The 14911-nt window shown below is 73.6% G+C and carries 13 protein-coding genes; 7 read left to right on the forward strand and 6 right to left on the reverse strand.

Annotated features, from left to right (window positions below; all coding sequences use genetic code 11):
* Window positions 1-3: 3 nt before the first annotated feature.
* Both ABZ404_RS02415 and ABZ404_RS02420 read right to left on the reverse strand, forming a co-directional pair.
* On the reverse strand, window positions 4-1518 hold the full coding sequence (locus tag ABZ404_RS02415) for an FUSC family protein (RefSeq protein ID WP_358832577.1): 1515 nt from the start codon (window positions 1516-1518) through the stop codon (window positions 4-6).
* A 182-nt stretch (window positions 1519-1700) separates the two neighbouring features.
* The gene (locus ABZ404_RS02420; protein WP_358832578.1) at window positions 1701-2072 is read right to left on the reverse strand and encodes a VOC family protein; all 372 of its coding nucleotides are present in this window, start codon (window positions 2070-2072) and stop codon (window positions 1701-1703) included.
* Between the two features lie 158 nt (window positions 2073-2230).
* Between ABZ404_RS02420 and ABZ404_RS02425 the strand changes: the two genes are divergently transcribed.
* Window positions 2231-2710: an Lrp/AsnC family transcriptional regulator gene (locus ABZ404_RS02425; RefSeq protein WP_358832579.1), complete on the forward strand. Its 480-nt coding sequence runs from the start codon at window positions 2231-2233 to the stop codon at window positions 2708-2710.
* 205 nt (window positions 2711-2915) lie between these two features.
* Window positions 2916-3239: a cupin gene (locus ABZ404_RS02430; protein WP_358832580.1), complete on the forward strand. Its 324-nt coding sequence runs from the start codon at window positions 2916-2918 to the stop codon at window positions 3237-3239.
* On the opposite strand, the gene ABZ404_RS02435 is transcribed toward ABZ404_RS02430, so the two are convergent.
* Complete coding sequence (locus ABZ404_RS02435; protein ID WP_358832581.1) at window positions 3223-4227, reverse strand: tellurite resistance/C4-dicarboxylate transporter family protein; 1005 nt, start codon at window positions 4225-4227, stop codon at window positions 3223-3225. The two genes, ABZ404_RS02430 and ABZ404_RS02435, sit on opposite strands and share 17 nt — an antisense overlap.
* Window positions 4228-4422: 195 nt before the next feature.
* On the opposite strand from ABZ404_RS02435, the gene ABZ404_RS02440 reads away from it, so the two are divergent.
* From ABZ404_RS02440 to ABZ404_RS02460, 5 genes are all read left to right on the forward strand, one after another.
* On the forward strand, window positions 4423-5475 hold the full coding sequence (locus ABZ404_RS02440) for a chitinase (RefSeq protein WP_358832582.1): 1053 nt from the start codon (window positions 4423-4425) through the stop codon (window positions 5473-5475).
* Window positions 5476-5857: 382 nt separating this feature from the next.
* Window positions 5858-6085: a type A2 lantipeptide gene (locus ABZ404_RS02445; protein ID WP_358832583.1), complete on the forward strand. Its 228-nt coding sequence runs from the start codon at window positions 5858-5860 to the stop codon at window positions 6083-6085.
* 76 nt (window positions 6086-6161) lie between these two features.
* Entirely contained in the window at window positions 6162-6968 is an 807-nt protein-coding gene (locus ABZ404_RS02450; protein ID WP_358832584.1) for an HlyD family efflux transporter periplasmic adaptor subunit, read from the forward strand.
* On the forward strand, window positions 6965-9238 hold the full coding sequence (locus ABZ404_RS02455) for an NHLP family bacteriocin export ABC transporter peptidase/permease/ATPase subunit (protein ID WP_358832585.1): 2274 nt from the start codon (window positions 6965-6967) through the stop codon (window positions 9236-9238). Before ABZ404_RS02450 ends, ABZ404_RS02455 begins: the two co-directional genes overlap by 4 nt.
* A 1-nt stretch (window position 9239) precedes the next feature.
* Window positions 9240-12089, forward strand: coding sequence for an NHLP bacteriocin export ABC transporter permease/ATPase subunit (locus ABZ404_RS02460; protein WP_358832586.1), 2850 nt, complete (start codon window positions 9240-9242; stop codon window positions 12087-12089).
* Between the two features lie 18 nt (window positions 12090-12107).
* Here ABZ404_RS02460 and ABZ404_RS02465 read toward each other — a convergent pair whose 3' ends face one another.
* From ABZ404_RS02465 to ABZ404_RS02475, 3 genes are all read right to left on the reverse strand, one after another.
* On the reverse strand, window positions 12108-12584 hold the full coding sequence (locus tag ABZ404_RS02465) for a DUF3574 domain-containing protein (protein ID WP_358832587.1): 477 nt from the start codon (window positions 12582-12584) through the stop codon (window positions 12108-12110).
* Window positions 12585-12670: 86 nt separating this feature from the next.
* Entirely contained in the window at window positions 12671-13693 is a 1023-nt protein-coding gene (locus ABZ404_RS02470; RefSeq protein WP_358990048.1) for a DNA-binding protein, read from the reverse strand.
* Entirely contained in the window at window positions 13690-14904 is a 1215-nt protein-coding gene (locus ABZ404_RS02475) for an MAB_1171c family putative transporter (protein WP_358835280.1), read from the reverse strand. Before ABZ404_RS02475 ends, ABZ404_RS02470 begins: the two co-directional genes overlap by 4 nt.
* Window positions 14905-14911: the final 7 nt, after the last annotated feature.

Below are 14911 nucleotides of genomic sequence, written 5' to 3' on the forward strand. Positions count from 1 at the left end.
GGGTCAGGCGTCGACCAGCGGTGACCCGGGGGCGGCCTGCAGGGGCCTGCCGAGGCTCACCAGGACCCGCTCCAGTTCGTGCAGGTGGGCCAGGGCAGGGTGCTCCGCGGCGGCGGCCTTGTGCTCGACGGCCGGCGGACGGGCCGAGGGCGCCTCGGTGGCCGGGGTGGCGACCAGCGCCGCCACGGCGGCCTCCACGCGCTCGCAGGCGGCGGCGAGCCGCTGGTCGTGGGAGGCCTCGGCGTCGGCCGCCACCAGGGCCAGGTTGCGGGCCTCGCGGGCGCAGTCGTCGAGGTAGCCCAGGATCTGCCGGGCCCTGGCCTTCCGGGCACGGCGGGGGTTGAGCGGGTGGACCAGCGGCGCCAGCGACAGCCGGACCCGGGCGAGGGTGTGCTCCAGCTCGGTGATGTGCGGCGTCGGGTCGGCGTCCTCACCGGCGAGGCGGGCGGCGGCGGCCGCGGCGGAGGCACGCACGCTGTGCAGGGCGTGCCGCACCCAGGAGTCCGTCGTGGTGTGCGTGGTGACCGGCAGGACGAGCAGGACGGCCAGGGCGGACCCGGCCAGGCCCACGCCCGTCTCGAAGAGCCGCAGGGCGAGCAGGTCGGTGTTCAGGACGCCCAGCAGCCCGTAGAGCAGGCTGGCCATGACGGTGACGGCGAGCATCATCCAGGTGTACGACACGGCGGCCGTGTAGAAGATCCCGAACACGCACAGCGCGATCAGCACCGCCGAGGGCACCGGGGCGCCGTGCAGCGGGATCGCGACCGCCACCCCGCAGACGATGCCGATGACGGTGCCCAGGACCCGCCGGAAGCCGCGCACCAGCGTCTCGCCGCGGGACGTCGTGTTCACGAAGATCCACCAGGTGGCTCCGACCGCCCAGTACCAGCGCTCCTGCGAGAGCAGTTGCCCGATCGCCAGCGCGAACGCGGCTCCGGTCATGGCCTGTACCGCCTGCCGCGTGGTCGCCCGGCGCAGGCCCCGGCCCGGGGCGGGCGCCGAGACCAGGGGCGGCGGCGGCAGGCGCCGCTCGTAGCACCACGCGCCGAACCGGACGGCCGCCGCCGTCAGGACGGACAGGAGCACGGCCGCGTACAGCTCGGGCAGCTGCCCGGGGACCGTGTGCAGGAACTGCGTGATGAAGAACGCCATGAAGGCGAACACGCCCAGGGAGTGGCCGCGCGGACCCCAGCGCCGGGCGTAGACCCCGGCGCCCACGATCGCGAGGAAGGCCAGGTCCCGGGCCAGGGGGTGGGCGTGCAGCTCGGCGGCCAGGGCGAAGACCGGCAGACCGACCGCGGGCAGCAGGGCGGTGGTGACCGCCTGGCCGCGCACCGTCGGGTCGGTGACCGTGAAGAGAGCCAGCAGGGCCGCGAGACCACCGGTGATGGCCGCGACGAGCGAGTGGCCGGTCAGGCCGCACACCGCGACCGCCAGACCGATGCCCACGACGGCCCGGGTCGCGTTGCGCAGCCGCATCCGCCCCGGGTCCGGAGCCACGAACACCCTCTTCAACACGGACCTGCTGCTCCTCTCCCGGGACGACATGAGAAAGGCGCTGCGGAGACCCGCAGCGCCATCGACCCGTCCATGAGATCACTCCCGGACCCAATGGCTCAAGTGGTCCTCACCCGACTGAGCCATTGGTACGCCTCGTCACCCTTTTCCGCGTCCAGGCAGGTCCATCGGTCCAGCCTTCCTCAGTGTTCGCAGAGGCAGAACGGATGGCCCGCCGGGTCCGCGTAGACACGCCAGTTGGCCTCCTGGACCTGGTCCGTGCGCTCCAGCACGGTCGCGCCCAGGGCCAGCGCTCGCTTCTCCTCCCCCTCCAGGTCGTCCACGTCGAAGTCCAGATGGATCTGCTGCGGGTGCTCCTGGCCGGGCCACTGGGGCGCCCGGTAGCCGTCCACCCGCTGGAAGGCCAGCTTGGTGCCCTCGAAGCCGTGCACCTCGATCCAGTCGGAGTCGTCCGGGTCCGCGACCACCCGGCCGCCGAGCAACTCCGCGTAGAACTCTGCCAGCCGTACCGGATCGGCACAGTCCAGCGCGACCGCCTGCAGCTTTCGAATCACGTCCGACACCCCTCGCTCTCAGATCACTTCCGTCACAGTCGTACAGCGTCGTACCCGCCGGGGCGCCCCCCATGCGCGGCGGCGCGCCGTCCGGTTCGCACTGAGCCATTGGTACGGTTGAAACGCGTACGGCAGCACCAGGAAGGGACCGACGGACCATGGCGGTGGACGCGCTCGACACCCGGATCCTGCGGCTCCTCATCGAGCGGCCGCGCACCAGCGTCCGCGAGTACGCCCGGATCCTCGGCATCGCGCGCGGCACGCTCCAGGCGCGGCTCGACCGGCTGGAGCGGGACGGCGTCATCACCGGAACGGGGCCTTCCCTCTCCCCCGCGGCGCTCGGCCACCCCGTGCTCGCCTTCGTCCACGTCGAGGTCACCCAGGGCCATCTCGACGAGGTGGGGGACGCGCTCGCGGCCGTGCCCGAGATCGTCGAGGCGTTCTCCATCACCGGCGGCGGCGATCTGCTGACGCGGGTCGTGGCCCGCGACGCCGGTCATCTCGAAGACGTCATCCAGCGCCTGATCCAGCTCCCCGGGGTGGTGCGCACCCGCACCGAGGTGGCGCTGCGCGAGCGGGTGCCGCACCGGCTGCTGCCGCTGGTGGAGTCGGTGGGGCGGGCCGCCGGAGCCCCGTAGAACGGGGGCGCGCCCCCGCCGTCCCGCCCGCGCTACCGGGGTATGGCCGCGCGCCGAACGGCGAGGTGATCCCAAAAGACGGCCACCCGGTCCCGGCGGCCCGTCCGCCTCCCGAGTTGCGTGCCGCCGGGGAGGCGGAAGGCTGGAGGGCGACGCCCGTACCCGATCGGAGCACGGCCATCCGGCCGAGGAAGGGGACCGGCCCATGCAGGATCTCGTAGCGCTCACCGAGGAGCATCTGGATCTGGCACGTGTCGCCTCGCACGGCCGCAGCGCCCAGCTCGTCGTGCACGACGGCCCGCTGCGGCAGAGTGTGATCGCGCTGGCGTCGGACTCCGAGCTCGACGAGCACAACGCGCCGCTCGCGGCCAGTCTCCAGGTGCTGCACGGCCGTGTGCGGGTCACCTCCAACAGCGGCAACAAGGAGCTCCGCACGGGCCAGTTCTGCGAGCTGCCCAAGGAGCGCCACGGCCTGCTCGCCCTGGAGGACTCGGCGGTGCTGCTGACGGCCGTCACCGCCGTGGAGTAGGCCCCTCGCCGGTGACGCGGTCCGGGGCCGGCCGCCGCGCCGGACCGGTTCGCGCGCGCCCCGTCGCCTGGGTCACCAGGAAGGCGGCCAGCGTCAGCGCCCACGCCGCCACCGCGACCCACAGCAGCACCTCGCCGAGCGTGCGCAGCCCCCGGACGTGCGCGGAGGTGCCGGTGGAGAGGGTGGCCACGGCCGCCATGCCCAGCGGGAAGACGGTCGCCCAGCGCCGTAGGTCGTAGTGCGGCCGGGGCCGGACCAGCTCGGCGGTCAGCAGGATGGCGTACCAGGCGAGAGCGAGGCCGAGCAGGACCAGGGTGGTGTCCCGCAGGGCGTGGTGGGCGCCGCCGGTCCACAGCGGGGACGCGGTCAGTTTCGCGCAGGCCAGCGCCGAGATCGCCAGGGCGCCGCCCGCGATCCACTGGTCGCCCGCCCCGGTCCAGACCTGGCGGAAGTCGAACCGCACGAGCGCCTCTCCGTAGAGCAGCACCCCGAGGCAGAAGAGGACGAGGGCGGCCCGGGCCGCCCAGTCGCCCTCGCCCGCCGCCGCGAGCGTCGCCGCCAGGACCGCCAGGCCCTGGGTCGCGACACAGACGAGGAACGCGCCGCCGGGCATCCGGCGCCCGCGGTGGCGCAGGACGGAGGAGAGCAGGAAGGGCCAGAGCGCGGCTGCCAGGGCGAGCAGGGCGAGGGCGAGGTTCTGCCGGCCCAGCACCGAGAGCCGGGTGCCGAGCACGGCCGTGGCGGCGACGGCCGTCAGGGCGGCCGGGGTGTCGGCCTCGGCGCGCCAGCGCGGGCGGTCGCGCAGGAAGCAGACGGAGAAGTCGACGGCGAGCACCAGCCACACCGCTCCGGCCGACGCCAGCGCGGCGAGCGAGAGCGTCTCGTGGCCGACGAGGTGCAGACCGACGGAGAGGATGCCGGTCGCCATGACGGCGGCGCCGGCCACCGGGGGGAGTTCGGCCCACCACGGGCCGGGAGGACGGGTCACCGTGCCATCGGTACGCGGCACCCGCACCGTCCGCCACCCGGATGCGCCGACGGGGCCAGTGGAAGCACCCGTTCCTTCTTGGTCCAGACCTATTGACGGAAGGTCTGGACCACTTTACGGTGTGGCGCAGCCGGACCCCGTGCCGCAACCGGACCCGTACGTCTCCAGGTTCCCCACAGCCCAGGAGGTACCCCCATGCTCGGTCGGATGTTACGTCTCGCGGGAGCGGGCCTGGCGCTGGCGCTCGCCGCGCAACTGCCCGCCGCCGCCGCGCCCGCCGCACCCCTCGGCGACACCTGCGCGGTCAAGTCCAAGCCCGCGGGCAAGGTGCTCCAGGGCTACTGGGAGAACTGGGACGGCTCCTCCAACGGCGTCCATCCGCCGTTCGGCTGGACCCCGGTCACCGACTCCCGTATCGCCGCGCACGGTTACAACGTGCTCAACGCCGCCTTCCCCGTCATCCGTTCCGACGGCACGGCGCTGTGGGAGGACGGGATGGACGCGACCGTGAAGGTCGCGACGCCGGCGGAGATGTGCGCGGCCAAGGCGGCCGGGCAGACCGTCCTGCTGTCCATCGGCGGGGCGGCGGCCGGGATCGACCTCAGCTCCAGCGCGGTCGCGGACCGGTTCGTCGCGACGATCGTGCCCATCCTCAAGACGTACAACTTCGACGGCATCGACATCGACATCGAGACCGGTCTGGTGGGCAGCGGCAACATCGGCCAACTCTCGGCCTCCCAGGCGAACCTCATCCGCATCATCGACGGGGTCCTCGCGCGGATGCCGTCGAACTTCGGACTCACGATGGCGCCGGAGACGGCGTATGTGACGGGCGGCAGTGTCACGTACGGGTCGATCTGGGGCGCGTATCTGCCGATCGTGAAGAAGTACGCGGACAACGGCCGGCTGTGGTGGCTGAACATGCAGTACTACAACGGCAACATGTACGGCTGCTCCGGCGACTCGTACGCGGCCGGCACCGTGCAGGGCTTCACCGCCCAGACCGACTGCCTCGACAAGGGCCTCACGGTCCAGGGCACCACCATCAAGGTCCCCTACGACAAACAGGTCCCGGGCCTGCCCGCGCAGCCGGGCGCCGGGGGCGGCTACCTGGCGCCGAGCCTGGTGGCCCAGGCGTGGAACCGCTACGGCGGCGCGCTCAAGGGCCTGATGACCTGGTCGGTCAACTGGGACGGCTCCAAGAACTGGACCTTCGGCAACAACGTGAAGGCGCTGCAAGGGCGCTGATTGTGTTACTCCACCGCGGAACCTCACCTTCCGAAAACCTGCACACCGCATGCCCGAACCGGTCACGCCCGGCCGTCGGGGGCCGATCCGCCCCCGACGGCCCGGCGGCCGAAAAGGCCGGAGTGTCCCACTTGCGAGAAAGGCAGCCCGGCCGAACGGCATTCATGAAGTGAAGCTCGTGAAGAAGCTGCCACCGATTCCTCGACGGATATGCACGAGAAGGCCGTTCACGACAGGACAAGACCTGGTCAGGCCCGGTGGGATTGGCTGGGGGGCGCGTCGGCGTGCTTTGATCCAGGCCCATGCGGAGCGGCCCCCCGAGGGCCCCTGCCGCAGGGATTCCCCCCACACCATTCCCCCCCGTACGAAGGGCAGTTACTCCATGAACAACACCCCGCAGGTCGAGACCCGCGAGATCTCCGACGCCGACCTCGACAACGTGTCCGGCGGCCTCGTCGGCACCGTGCTCGGCAACGTGACCGGCACCGCCGACTCGGTCCTGCCGGTCTCGGGCATCGTGGGCTCGGTCACGGGTCTCGTCCACGCGACCACCGGTGTGAACACCGCTCCGGTCACCGGCCTGGCCTCCGGCCTCGTCGCCGGTCTCTGAGACGGCACGGGGAGCCCCGGAACCCGCTCGGTTCCGGGGCTCCCCGCATCCGTCCCGCAGGCAGGGGCAGCGTTCCGTGCAATTCCGTCAACAGGCCCTCAGCAAGCTCCAGTCACCGGAGGAACTCGACCTGCCGGTGCGTTTCGCGCGCCCGCAGGGGCGGCTCGTCCTCGCCGTCACCGTGGCCGTCATGGCCGCCGCCTGCTTCTGGGCGGTGACCGGGACCGTCTCCACCACCCTGAGCGCGCCCGGCATCCTCACCCACGCCCGGGGCGGTTACGTCCTCCAGAGCCCCGTGGCCGGACAGGTCACCGGCGTGCTCGCCGAGGAGGGCCGGCAACTCGCCGCCGGGGCACCGCTGCTCAAGGTCCGCACCGAGCACGGCGACCGGACCGTCCGCGCCGTCGAGGCGGGCCGGCTCACCACGCTCCGGACCGCCGTCGGCGCGGTCGTCACCACCGGCGCGGACCTGGCGAGCGTCGAGCGGACCGGCGGCCCCGGTGATCCGCTGATGGCGATGCTGTACGTGCCGGGCGCCTCGGGCGCCTCGGTCCGGGTCGGCGCGGCGGTCGACCTCACCGTCGAGTCCGTGCCCAGCGGCCGGTTCGGTGTGCTGCGGGGCAGGGTGGCGGCCGTCGGCCGCGGCGCCCAGACCCCCGAGCGGATCGCCGCCTTCCTCGGCGACGCCCAGCTCGGCGAGCAGTTCTCGCGGCAGGGCAGGCCGGTCGCGGTCCTGGTCGCCCTCGACCGGTCGGCGGCCACGAAGTCGGGCTACCGCTGGTCCTCGGCCCAGGGCCCGCCCTACCCGGTCGACTCCATGACCTTGGCCACCGGCTCCGTCCACCTCGCCGACCGGCATCCCCTCGATTGGCTCCTCCCGTGACCGCACCACCCTCCTCCCCCGCGCCCCCGCGGCTCCCGCCCCCCGGCCGCGGCCGCCACCGCCCCGAGAGCGCCCCGGCGGGCAGGCGCCGGGCCCGCCCGGCGCCGAGGGCGAGGCGGGCGAGGACCGTGCGAACCCCCACCGTCCTGCAGATGGAGGCCCTGGAGTGCGGCGCCGCCTCCCTGGCGATGGTGCTCGCCCATCACGGCCGCCATGTGCCGCTGGAGGAGCTGCGCATCGCCTGCGGTGTCTCGCGCGACGGCTCGCGGGCCAGCAACGTCCTGAAGGCCGCCCGGAGTTACGGACTCACGGCCAAGGGCATGCAGATGGAGCCCGCCGCGCTGGCGGAGGTGCCGGCCCCGGCCATCCTGTTCTGGGAGTTCAACCACTACGTCGTCTACGACGGCATGGGCCGGCGCCTCGGGCGGCGCGGTGTGTACATCAACGACCCCGACAAGGGCCGCCGGTTCGTGCCCGCGGAGGACTTCGACACCAGCTTCACCGGCGTGGTCCTCGTCCTCGAACCCGGCGACGGGTTCCGCCGCGGCGGCCGCAGGCCCGGGGCGCTGCGCGCGCTGCCGACGCGGCTGCGCGGGACCACCGGCACGATGCTGGTCGCCCTGCTCGCCAGTCTGCTGCTGGTGGCGGTCGGCGCGACCCTGCCCGCGCTGAGCCGTACGTACATCGACACCTTCCTGATCGGTGAGCAGACCTCGCTGCTCGGCACGCTGTTCGCCGCCATGGGCGCGGCGGTGGCGCTCACCGCCGCGCTGACCTGGCTCCAGCAGGCCAATCTGCTGCGCGGGCGGATGATCTCCGCCACGCTCGGCGGCGCCCGCTTCTTCCGGCACCTGCTGCGGCTGCCGGTCACCTTCTTCGCCCAGCGCAGCCCCGCCGACCTCGTCCAGCGGCTCCAGTCCAACGACGCGGTCGCCGAGACCCTGGCCCGCGACCTCACCGCGGCCGCCGTCGACGGTGTGGTGGTGCTGCTCTACGCCGTCCTGCTGTGGACCTACGACCCGCAGCTCACCGTCATCGGCGTGGGCATCGCCCTGCTCAACGTGGTCGCGATGCGCGTGGTGGTACGCCTGCGCGCCACCCGTACGCAGAAGCTGCGGGCCGACAGCGCCCGGCTGACCAACACCTCGTACACCGGCCTTCAGCTGATCGAGACGATGAAGGCGACCGGCGGCGAGGACGGCTACTTCCGCCGCTGGGCGGGGCAGCACGCGACCACCCTGGAGGAGCAGCAGCGCCTCGGGGTGCCCAGTGCCTGGCTGGGGGTCGTCGCCCCGCTGCTCGCCACGCTCAACAGCGCGCTCATCCTGTGGATCGGCGGGCTGCGGGCGGTCGAGGGCCAGCTGTCGGTGGGGCTGCTGGTGGCGTTCCAGGCGCTGGTGACGCGCTTCACCGCGCCGGTCACCCGGCTGAACTCGGTCGCGGGCCGCGTCCAGGACTTCGCGGCCGACGTCGCCCGGCTCAAGGACGTGGAGAACTTCCCGGTGGACGCGCTGTACACGCGCGAGGAGCGGCCGGACCGCACCCGCAGGCTCCGGGGCCATGTGACGCTCGACGGCATCACGTTCGGCTACAGCCCGCTGGACGCGCCGCTGCTCTCCGGCTTCTCGCTGTCGGTGGGGCCGGGGCAGCAGGTCGCGCTCGTCGGCGGCTCCGGCAGCGGCAAGTCCACGGTGTCCAGGCTCGTCTCCGGGCTGTACACCCCCTGGGAGGGCACGATCCGGATCGACGGGCAGCGCCTGGAGGACATCCCCCGCGGCGCGCTCGCCGCCTCGGTGTCCTTCGTCGACCAGGACGTCTTCCTCTTCGAGGGCACCGTGCGGGACAACGTGGCGCTGTGGGACCCCTCGATCCCGGACGAGGCGGTCGTCGCCGCCCTGCGGGACGCGGCGCTCCACGAGGTCGTCGCCCGCCGGCCCGGCGGCATCCACGCCCGGGTCGAGCAGGACGGCCGCAACTTCTCCGGCGGGCAGCGCCAGCGTCTGGAGATCGCCCGCGCCCTGGTGCGCAGCCCCAGCGTCCTGGTGCTGGACGAGGTGACCAGCGCCCTGGACGCCGAGACCGAGCAGATCATCATCGACAACCTGCGCCGCCGCGGCTGCGCCTGCGTGGTGATCGCCCACCGGCTGAGCACGGTCCGCGACAGCGACGAGATCGTGGTCCTGGACCACGGGACGGTCGTGGAGCGCGGACGCCACGAGGAGCTGCTCGCGGCGGGCGGCCCGTACGCCGAGCTGGTCAAGGAGCACTGAGGTGACCTCCGTGAACGACCTCGCCGGCCCCCCGCACGACCCCGTCCTCGCGGCGCTCGGCGGCCTCGGCCGGGACATCGACTGCACCGGGCTGCGCGGCTTCTCCCTGGAGGGTCCGCAGGTGCTGTGGCTCGTGGTGGACGGCGCCCTCGACCTGTTCGCGGTGGACGCGGCGGCGCAGGGCCACTGGCACTTCCTCGGCCGCCTGGAGCCCGGCACGCTGCTGCTGGGCCCGGTCGAGGGCCCCCAGCACACCCTGGTGGGCAGGCCGCTGCGCGCGTGCGTGCTGCGCCGGATCCCGCTGCGGGAGCTGTACCGGAGCGCGTCGGCGGACGCGCTGGCGTACGAGAGCGGGTACGGCAGCAGTTACGACACCGGGGACACCGCCCTCAGCCTCCTGGAGCACGCCTTCTCGCTCGGCGTCGGGCGCGGTCAGCGTGTGCTGTTCGAGGCCCCGCTGGACGGCCGGACGACTCCGGAGGAGCCGGCCGCCGACGACGACGTCCTGTGGCTGCCGGTCTCCCCCGGCAGCGTCCAGTACGGCGCCGCGTTCAGCGCCGAGGCGGCCGGGGACCTGCTGGTCGACGGGGCGTTGTGGCAGGGCATGGTCAACCGGCAGCACCGGCTGCTGTCCGCCCTCGACCGCTGGATCGAGCGTGTGGAGCGCGCCCACGAGGACCGCACGGCGGCGGGCATCAAGGCGGGCGAGGCCGTCCGCGAGGAGGCCGACCGGGCCCTGCTCACCTCGATCGGCCGCCCCGGCAGGACGCCGTCGCGCACGGCCGGGGCGGGGGACGACGCCACGTACGCGGTGTGCGCCCTCGTCGCCCGCGCGGCCGGGATCACCCTCACCGAGCCGTCCCTGGCCGGCGCGGTGAGCGAGCGGATCGACCCCGTCGAGCAGGTGGCGGTCGCCTCCCGGGTCCGCAGCCGCCCCGTCCGGCTGGACGGAAGCTGGTGGCGCCAGGACGCGGGCCCCCTGGTGGGCCGCAGGGCGGCGAGCGGAACGCCGGTCGCCCTGCTGTGGCGGCGCGGCGGATACGAGGCGGTGAACCCGGCGACGGGCCGGCGCACCCGGGTCGGCGCGGCCAACGCCGGGGAGTTCGAGGCGCGGGCCGTCATGTTCTACCGGCCGCTGCCCGAGACACCGCTGAGCCTGTGGGGGCTGCTGCGGTTCGGGTTGCGCGGCACCCGCGCGGACCTGCGCAACCTGGTCCTGGCCGGACTGGTCACGGTGGGCCTCGGCGCCCTGGTGCCGCTGGCCACCGGTCAGGTGCTCGGCGTGTACGTACCGCAGGCGCGGACCTCGCTGATCGCCCAGGTCTCGTCGGCGATCATCGTCGGCGGGGTGGTCGCGGCGGCCTTCTCCCTCATGCAGAACCTGACCCTGCTGCGGATGGAGGGGCGGATCGAGAGCACCCTGCAACCCGCCGTCTGGGACCGGCTGCTGAGGCTGCCCACGCGCTTCTTCACCGAGCGCTCCACCGGTGAGCTGGCGAGCGCGGCGATGGGGGTGAGCGCCATCCGCCGGGTGCTGTCGGGGCTGACCCCGGTGGTGGTCCAGGCGGGCACGGTCGGGGCGGTGAACCTGGCGCTGCTGCTCTGCTTCAGCGTTCCGCTCGCCCTGACCGCGCTCGGGATGCTCGCCGTGATCGCGGCGGTCTTCCTCGCCCTCGGCATGCGGGAGCTGCGCTGGCAGCGCCGGCTGGTCGAGCTGGGCAACAAGCTCAACAACCAGGCGTTCCAGACCCTGCGCGGACTGCCCAAGCTGCGGGTCGCGGCGGCCGAGAGCTTCGCGTACGGGGCGTGGGCGCGGGAGTTCGCCCGCAGCCGGGAGCTCCAGCAGCGCGCCGACCGCGTCAAGAACCTCACGACGGTGCTCAACGCCGTCTATCTGCCGCTCTGTTCGCTGGTGATGTTCGTCCTGCTCGCGGGCCCGGCGCGGGGGTCGCTGTCGGCGGGCGCCTTCCTGGCGTTCACCACCTCCGTGACCATGGTGCTGACCTCGGTCACCCAGCTCACCGGGGCGTTCCTGTCGGCCGCCGCCGTACTGCCGATGTTCGAGCAGATCAAGCCGGTGCTCGACGAGGCGCCCGAGGCCCGCGGCGCCGGCACGCAGCCCGGCGCCCTGTCGGGGGAGATCGAGGCCCGGGGGCTGTCCTTCCGCTACACCGACGACGGGCCGCTGGTCCTGGACGACGTGTCCCTGAAGGTGCGGCCCGGCGAGTTCGTGGCGATCGTCGGCCCCAGCGGCTGCGGCAAGTCAACCCTGCTGCGGCTGCTGATCGGCTTCGACCGGCCGGTGGCGGGCAGCGTCCTGTACGACGGGCAGGACCTCGCCGCGCTCGACCGGGCGGCCGTGCGGCGCCAGTGCGGGGTGGTCCTGCAGAACGCCCAGCCGCTCAGCGGGTCGATCCTGGAGTGCGTGAGCGGCGCGGAGGCGTTCACCCTGGAGGAGGTGGCGGAGGCCGTCGCCATGGCGGGGCTCGCCGAGGACATCGAGCGGATGCCGATGGGCCTGCACACGATGATCGCCGACGGCGGCGCGGTCTCCGGCGGACAGCGCCAACGCCTGATGATCGCCCAGGCGCTGGTGCGGCGGCCCCGCATCCTCTTCTTCGACGAGGCGACCAGCGCGCTCGACAACGAGACCCAGCGGGTGGTCATCGAGAGCACCCGCGCCCTGGACGCCACCCGGGTGGTGATCGCCCACCGGCTCTCCACGGTCCTGGACGCGGACCGCGTGATCGTGATGTCCGAGGGGCGCGTCGTCCAGGAGGGGCCGCCCGCCGAGCTCCTGGCGGACACGGGCGGACGGCTCCACGAGCTGGTGCGACGGCAGTTGCGCTAGTCCCGGGGCGAGGACCCCTCAGAAGCTCACCTGGGCGCGGACGTCGGCGCGGCCGACGGACTCCAGCTCGTACGTCGCGCAGTACAGCCGGCGGATGTACTCGATGTCGCGGTCACGGGCGCGGGCCTGCGCGACGGGATACAGCACCGTCAGCTCGTAACTGCGCTCGCGGTTGATGTCGCCGTCCTTGTCCCGCCACTGGCCACGGCCCTCCTGGAGGGTGAGGCCGGCGGGGAAGCGCGGGGTGATGACGTCCGCGACGAACTTCATGAACTCCGCCTCCGTGATGGGCGGTTTGCCCTGGTGGCGGCCGGTGCCGAAGTAGAGGTGCGTGGCGATGTGGGGACTGCCCTGCCCTTCGGTGCCGGGCGCTGCCGCGGTGGCGGACGGGGCCGTCCCGTAGGCGACCTCGGACACCGGTCCCCCGGTGGCGAAGAGGAGGGCGATCGCCACCAGGGCGGCGGCCGCGGGCGTGGAGATCCGAAGGTGCAGCATGCGGGTCCTGTCTGTCGACGGATGGTGGGGCCGTGCTCGGAACGTGTGGTTCGCGGAACAGGGCGGTACTCGGAACGGGGCCGTCCTCAGACGGGGTGGTTCCGGGGGGTCGGGGCGTCCGGGCCGCAGGCCCGGCCGGGCAGCGACTCCCGCAGGAAGGCCGCCGCGTCCCGCAGGTTCGGCGGGGCGCCCGGGCTCGCCAGCAGCCGGTCGGCCGTGGCCGCGAGGGTCTCGGTGGTGCGTACGGAGCCGATCCCGGCGGCCCGGGGGGCGAGCTCCGCGATCAGCGCCTCCGCCTCGCGCCAGGCCCGCGCCCCGGCCAGCGCCGCCAGGAGCTCCGCGGTGAAGAGGTGGCGGTAGGAGGGTCCTGGCGCGGTCGTCGCCTCGTACAGCAGAGGGACGGCCCGGCGCCAGGCGCCCAGCCGGGAGTGCACCCAGCCCTCGTGGCCGAGGAGTTCGGTCCGGTCGATCCACCACGCCCAGGGCGGGTCGTTCGGGGAAGCGCCGTCGAGGAACCGGTCGCGGGCGCGGGAGACGAGGGCCGCGGCCTCCCGGTCGCCGCTCAGCAGGGCGGTCGCGTGAGCCCGGCGGACCAGGACGAGGCTGTCCACCAGGGCGGGCAGCGGGCGGGGCCCGGCGACCCGGGAGGCCGTCTCCAGCGCGGCTTTCGGACGGCCGGTGTGGGTCTGGAGCATGCTGTGGTTGAGGAGCGTCAGGCGGGCCGTGCCCCGGTCGCCGCAGAGCTCCGCGAGGGCGAGGGCGCGCGCGTTCATCCGGCGGGCCCGGCGGTAGCGGCCCGCGTCGAAGAGGATCCAGCCGATCACCTCGCTCAGCTCGGCGAGCGCGGCGAGCAGGTCCCGGTCGCGGACGCCGGTCCTGGCGGGGTGGACCGACAGCTGCGGGACGCGGCGCAGCACCTCCCGCACGGCCGGCACGGCGGCCGTGGCGCCGCGTGAGGCGTCCAGGGCGACCAGCTCCGCGATCGCGCCGAGGGCCACGGGGACCAGGGCGGCCGGGTCGTCGTGGGTCTCTCCCAGGCGGCGGACTTCCGCGTCCCCCGCGCACGCCCGTGCACGGGCCGAGGAGGCCCGGGCCGTCCGCCCGCTCATGAGGTGACCCGGGCCTCGGAGCGCCGGGGGCGGCGCTGGGCGAGGGCGGTGAAGGAGGAGGCGACCTCCGTCAGCCACTCCACCTCGTCGCGGAAGTCCTCGTACGGCGGCCGGGCGGGGATGTCGGAGGCGTCGGCCTGCTCGGCCCGCTCCTCGGGCGGACGGTTCAGCACGGCCCGTACCTGGAGCGCCTCGCCCAGCGGGGAGGTGGGGTCCTCGGGCAGGTCGAGCGAGCGCGCCTCGCGGGCGAACTCGGCGAGGGAGAGCGAGGTGCGCAGGGTCAGCTGGCCGTCGCGGATCTCGATGACGCGGCGGTAGAGGCTGTAGTGGAGGTCGCGGGGCGGGATGAGGTCGCGCGGCCAGCAGCGCGGCGGGTCGAGCGCGATGTCCGGCGAGGCCTGGTACAGCGCCCACCACAGCGGCCGCAGCCGCAGATACGAGCGGTAGCTGCGCAGCCAGCCGAGCGCACGGGTGATGTGGATGCCCCAGGAGGGGATGGTCCAGCCGGTGATCTGGAGGAGGGCGCCGACGCTGCCGCACGACCACTGCACGGGGTCGAGGGCGGAGCCGTCGAAGTGGAACCGGGTGCCGGCGATCTGGATGCCCCGGGTGACGCAGTAGACCAGGATCAGGCTCGCGCCGACGGTCACCGTGCGCATACCGACCTTGAGCCACTGGCGGTTGGCCATCGTGGTGAACCGCAGGGAGAGCCGGACGGTCTCGAACTGCCCGATGGCGCACAGCACCAGGTAGAACGACATGTACAGCGCGTATTCGCCGTGCTGGATGCTGAGCAGGATCGTCGAAGTGGCCGTCGTGGACTTCGTCACGGGGCCGACGGCGATGGACGCGGCCACCAGCACCCCGAGCGCGACGCCGAAGAAGAGCACCCTGCGCCGGGCCCTGAGCCGGGCCTCCTCGGGCGGGCACGACCAGTACACGAGGACGACCTGCTGCGCCGCGGTGAGCACGACGACCGCCACCTGCACGATGAGCGAGGTGACGTTGGGGCGTCCGAAGAGGGCGGAGATGTGCACCCGCAGGGCGTCCAGGTCGACCAGGAAGCTGATCCCGGAACAGAGGAAGTAGGTGCACAGCGCCCACAGGGCCGTGTCGTGCCTTCTGCGCAGCAGATCCGGCAGCCGGTAGGCGAACGCCGCGAGGCCGCCGATGGCGCAGGTCCACGCCAGCAATCCGTAGACAGTGTTCATCCGTTGT

The sequence above is a fragment of the Streptomyces sp. NPDC005878 genome (assembly GCF_040629815.1).
Classification (GTDB): domain Bacteria; phylum Actinomycetota; class Actinomycetes; order Streptomycetales; family Streptomycetaceae; genus Streptomyces.